At 56.3% G+C, this 4,031-nt stretch carries 4 protein-coding genes; 3 read left to right on the forward strand and 1 reads right to left on the reverse strand.

Translation table 11 applies throughout. From position 1 onward, the window contains the following. Positions 1–253: 253 nt before the first annotated feature. Positions 254–1,663 (reverse strand): plasmid recombination protein, encoded by a 1,410-nt coding sequence (locus DDE75_RS17045; protein WP_108503576.1) that lies wholly within the window; start codon positions 1,661–1,663, stop codon positions 254–256. 654 nt (positions 1,664–2,317) lie between these two features. Here DDE75_RS17045 and DDE75_RS17050 point away from each other — a divergent pair. Genes DDE75_RS17050 through DDE75_RS17060 form a run of 3 tightly spaced genes read left to right on the forward strand, consistent with a single transcriptional unit; the run spans position 2,318 to position 3,717 of the window. Further along, positions 2,318–2,938 carry a hypothetical protein gene (locus tag DDE75_RS17050; RefSeq protein ID WP_108503577.1) on the forward strand — a complete coding sequence of 207 codons (621 nt, stop codon included), beginning with the start codon at positions 2,318–2,320 and terminating at the stop codon, positions 2,936–2,938. 2 nt (positions 2,939–2,940) lie between these two features. Continuing rightward, positions 2,941–3,387 (forward strand): hypothetical protein, encoded by a 447-nt coding sequence (locus DDE75_RS17055; RefSeq protein ID WP_108503578.1) that lies wholly within the window; start codon positions 2,941–2,943, stop codon positions 3,385–3,387. Positions 3,388–3,396: 9 nt separating this feature from the next. Then, the gene (locus DDE75_RS17060) at positions 3,397–3,717 is read left to right on the forward strand and encodes a hypothetical protein (protein ID WP_108503579.1); all 321 of its coding nucleotides are present in this window, start codon (positions 3,397–3,399) and stop codon (positions 3,715–3,717) included. Positions 3,718–4,031 lie beyond the last annotated feature (314 nt).

The following is a 4,031-nucleotide window of genomic DNA, read 5'->3' on the forward strand; positions in this document are numbered from 1 at the left end:
CGCGATGCGTAGACATTGGCCGCGCACGGTCGGAAACGATGGACGCACTCGCGTTCAACTGCCCAATGACAGTCCCGAGACAGTCCCCCCAGACATCACCACAGACAGCCCCCCCGACACGTCCCCCATAGGTGCTGACGATACGAGAGAACGCATGATCGCAGCAGAGACCGAAGTGCGCCTTCTTCGCGAGCGTGTAGCCGATCTAACGGCCGACCGTGATGCGATGCGAGACGCACTCGCACAAGCCGCCTCACATCGTCAAATCGTCGGAGGCGTCGGGGGTTTCTGGGACCGATTGCTTGGTCGCACTCGCTGACTCGAACCGCTTTTCAGCGTCCTTGACGATTTTGCGGATGAAAGGTGCGGTTTTCACGACCTCACGCCTGTCGGTCTTAGCCTTACTCTTTTCGGCAGCAGTTGAAGCATCTTGGGTCAGGATCGCCCGAATCTTCGGAATCGTGGATCGAATGGCCTGATAATACGCCTTAAAATCGTCCAAGAGCGTTTTGGCCGTTCGAAGATCAGCGTCAGCCTTTTCGCGTTTCTTTTGCGCTTCGGCTTCCGCCCGATGCCGCGCCTCACCAGCATCGGCGCCGGATTGTAGAAATGCGTTAAGGTCTGGGAGACCTGGACGCATCGCAGAGGGGTTTTGCGCCATAACCTTCCCCGTTTCGGTGCGTCGGAGCGTTCCGGCGTTGAGTTCAGCCACCATCGCCGCCGATGCCGTCAAGAGGGCCCCCGTCTTCTCGGAAATGCGACGTGCGTCCTCTTCTGCCTGCGCCGCTATCGTGCGGGCCTCTTCTGCGCGAAGAACCTCAAGGGCGGTCAGGCGCTCCGCTTCAGCTTTCGCTGACTCCTCGGCCTCTATGCGATCAGCCAGGCGCTGACGGTATGTCTCGAGACGCTTGGCCTCCTTGTCCGTCAGTTCTGCCTTGGCCTCTAAACCTTCAACACGTCCCCGCATCTCATCGACACGGGCCGACGCTTCGGCCAGCTCACGCCTTTTCGTCTCGATCTCGGCTGGAAGATCAGCGTGAAGTTCCCGGACGCTTCTGTTGATCGTCTCGACCACGCTCGCGCCGGCTTTGATCCTGGCTTCCCTCGACCGACCGCGCTCGATGCCGGGGGCGTGCCGGCCCATGATCTCGGCAACATCGTCCTGGATCTTGAGCAGGGCGGAACGCTTCACCGATTTCGTCAGGGGTTGGCCGTCCAGATCATACGCCGGGAATGTCATATGAGCATGGGGTGCGGATTCGTCATTGTGGACGACCAGCCCCTCCAGCGTTGTGTTGAGCCGATCCGCGACGGCCTGCGCGACTTCCAGATAAGCCGCATCCTGGGCCGTTTCATCGAGTTCGCGGAATAACGCTTGGGCTTCTGCCCCGAATGTGATGATCCCGACGAAAGCGATGTTGGTGCCGCTTTTCATCGCCCGTTTAGTTTCACGGCTGTTGCGACGGGCGGCGCATATCTTGGTCATTGCGGCGGGGGTCGGCGGCTCGATCAGCGTTCGGTTCAAGTGCGTAAGATCACCGTTCACATAATCCGGCTGTTTTCCGTGCCGCAGGTCGTGAACCCGCTGGCCTTTATACGCCGACGCCTTTTTCGACAGCACGCGAACAGAGGCCGCGCGGGGGTTGGATTTAGTTTCCTCCATGATGGTTCCTTCAGGTTAGGACGCCCAGAAAAATGGGCTTCCTAACCTACTCGGACATAACCATGAAAATCCCTTGCGGTTTTTTCGGTTATGTCCGCTCCGGCGAAGGATCTGCGATCCTTTCGAAACCAGCCCAGGACCCGCGCCGCTTGTCCTTGGAACCTTTCGGCCCTTCGGGGATGCTTAGCCAGCAGGGCCGAAAACGCCAAACCGTATCTTCTCTGTGAGCCATAAAACAGGGAGACCCAAATGCTCACAGACGTCTTCACCCTCATCGCCATCATCAACGCAACCTTGCGGATGGTTGTTCTGCTCGAACGGTGCCGAACACTTATCCACGCTCGCCAGACCGCCTCACGGCGGGCTGGGGCTGGCGAGGGTGGGTAAGTGTGTTGAGTGCTGCTGTCTGTTTTCATGCCTTCATCTTCTTTGTGGATGTGCCGAAGGCACTGGGGGTCCGGGGGTGCCCCCCGGATTCCCCAATAAGAGAAAGAATAGAGAAGGTATCTAAGTCATTGTAATCATTGAATCCGGTTTCTCATTCATCATAGGGTTTTTCTCATTGAGAATCAGTTTTTTTCTCACGAATCACTTGATTTTTGAGAAAACGGCTATATAGGGGTGGAAGAAGGTTTCTCAAGGCGAGGGTCAGGGATGAGAAAAATATCTCTAATAAAAAAGAAATATGACGAGAATCCGTTTGCGGACGAAGCAGGGTTTCGGGTGCCAGTGCGTAGGCGTTCAGAGGTCCTCGAGACCCAAGCGCCTACGGCGCTTATCTCGGGAGATGAGCGGATTGCTGTGGCTGAGATCAGGAGGATCACGACTGTCGATTCAGAGCCGTTCGTCAAAGTTTTCACGGCAGAACTCGACAGGTTCTTCAACCTGACACCTACGGCGTTGAGGATCACAACGATCCTCATTCAGACATTGGGCAAGATCAGGATCGGTGAAGGGGATCAGGTCTATCTGTCCGAAAAATCGATCACAGAGGCCATGGAGAAGACGGGAATCAAGCCCCCGACGACTGCCACATACTACCGCGCCTTAGATGAACTTATCCGAAAAGGGTTCATCGCGCCGTCCACACAAACGCCGCTGTTCTACATAAATCCGGCCATTTTCTTCAATGGCGACAGGGTTCGTTTCGTCACAGAGATCAGGAACAAGCGGACAAACAAGGCCGAAACCCTCGAAAAACGAGGACAGCAGGCTCTGCCATTCGACCCTGAAACGGGCGAAATCACCGACCAATCAACCACAGAGGAAAAATAACTATGGAAACCACAGCACTTGAATCTCGTCAGTGGGTCCGACATTTCACGACCGAGATGCGGAAAGCGCTCACTATGGGCGAGCCTTATATCCTGAAAGCCGCGAAAAGTGGCGAACAAGTGAGCACTGATCAACTCGCAATTCGCTCGTTTCCGCTTCGGGAAGGCCCCATGAACCCCGACGCAAAGCGCATGGCGGAGACGGTTCAAGAAACGCCGGAAATCGCTATCGAACTTTTCAACCAAGCATTGAATGAGATCGAAGCGACTTCAGATTCCGATCTTCGCCGCAACGGCGATGGGGAAATCCTCGATTATCATTTTCCGACCGATAGAACGCATCCGTTCCGCGCGACGGTCAATGGGAAAGAGGTTGCGTTCTTGCTGACGTGGGAAACCGCACATGATGGCAAGCACCTTGTCACGCTCTACACCCGCGACGCACGATAAGGAGGGCTAATGATGGAAGACACAATGGCAATGCAGAAGCTGAAAGGCGCAGTGCGGCAGGAACTGAAGGATGAAGCAACGGCAGACACGGATAAGGCCCGATATGAGGACGCAAACGCCGTGTTGTTGGACGCCGTTGATTGCGGTGGCGGGTTTGCCGATATGCTGGCCGACTTTCTCAAGAACATTGAGAGCAACCCAATGCTTGAACTCATCAGGAAAGCAGACCCCGAAAACCGTGCTGCCCTGCTTGAAGTTCTTGGATCATACCGCAGATTCGGACTTTCACCGCAGGTCGCAGCGCGTTTCAAAGACCCGCACAGCTTCTAACAGCCCTTCGGGCTGTGCCCCGTCAGGCGTTTCGTTATTTGAGGACTACACGCCTGACGGGGCGGGACACATCCCCGATTGTCCCGCCCCATGTCCACGGTTAATGTCGCCGCATGGCAGGGACATGGCTCACATACGCCGAGGCCGCAAAACGCCTTGGCATCAAACCCGATAGCGTCAAAAAACGCGCGATGCGTAGACATTGGCCGCGCACGGTCGGAAACGATGGACGCACTCGCGTTCAACTGCCCAATGACAGTCCCGAGACAGTCCCCCCAGACATCACCACAGACAGCCCCCCCGACACGTCCCCC

Source organism: Paracoccus indicus (assembly GCF_003056335.1).
GTDB lineage: Bacteria > Pseudomonadota > Alphaproteobacteria > Rhodobacterales > Rhodobacteraceae > Paracoccus > Paracoccus indicus.

Excerpts from the sequence above, each read along its gene's own strand:
- DDE75_RS17055 (WP_108503578.1), top strand. The coding sequence starts at position 2,941 with ATGGAAACCACAGCACTTGAATCTCGTCAGTGGGTCCGACATTTCACG.
- DDE75_RS17050 (WP_108503577.1), top strand. The coding sequence starts at position 2,318 with ATGAGAAAAATATCTCTAATAAAAAAGAAATATGACGAGAATCCGTTT.
- DDE75_RS17045 (WP_108503576.1), bottom strand. The coding sequence starts at position 1,663 with ATGGAGGAAACTAAATCCAACCCCCGCGCGGCCTCTGTTCGCGTGCTG.
- DDE75_RS17060 (WP_108503579.1), top strand. The coding sequence starts at position 3,397 with ATGATGGAAGACACAATGGCAATGCAGAAGCTGAAAGGCGCAGTGCGG.